The sequence below is a fragment of the Alkalibacterium psychrotolerans genome (genome assembly GCF_054784355.1).
Genome location: NZ_BAAGPH010000051.1, coordinates 1 through 519, shown reverse-complemented (window position 1 = coordinate 519; position 519 = coordinate 1). Strand labels below are relative to the sequence as shown.

The following is a 519-nucleotide window of genomic DNA, read 5'->3' as shown; positions in this document are numbered from 1 at the left end:
TAGGTAATAAAGAAAAGACCGATGCTGTACTGCTCACTTTGGCTGAACGACAGACCCGATTTGAAATCATCTTAAAAGTAAATGGAAAAGATCAGGAATCGGTTAATCAGGCGATTCGTGACCTTCAAAAACGATCAGGTCATACATTCTCTACACTATTTAAAACGATAACTTCTGATAATGGTTCTGAGTTTGCGGGACTTTATGAGGCCTTAAAGGATACTTTAGACATCTATTTCAGTCATCCCTATGCATCGTTTGAACGGGGAACAAGTGAGAACCAGCATAAATTCATTCGTCGTTTCATTCCCAAAGGGAAGCCGATTGGTCAAGTCTCAGAAGCACAATGCTTGCGTATACAACAATGGATGAATGATTATCCTAGAAAAATATTGGATTATAGAACGCCACATGAAAGCTTCGTCAATGCACTACGATCAGAGCGTCAGGCTGCTTAACCCGTGAGGGCTTGACAACGAGCCTCCTTCGGCATGACTTGAAAGCTGTGAAGCTGGCCTA

General features: G+C 42.0%; 1 protein-coding gene. It reads left to right on the top strand.

All coding sequences use genetic code 11. The annotated features are described in order from the left end of the window. Window positions 1-458, top strand: a 458-nt coding sequence (locus ACYVLS_RS08830) for an IS30 family transposase (protein ID WP_460323678.1), incomplete at its 5' end; no start/stop codon positions are given. Window positions 459-519: the final 61 nt, after the last annotated feature.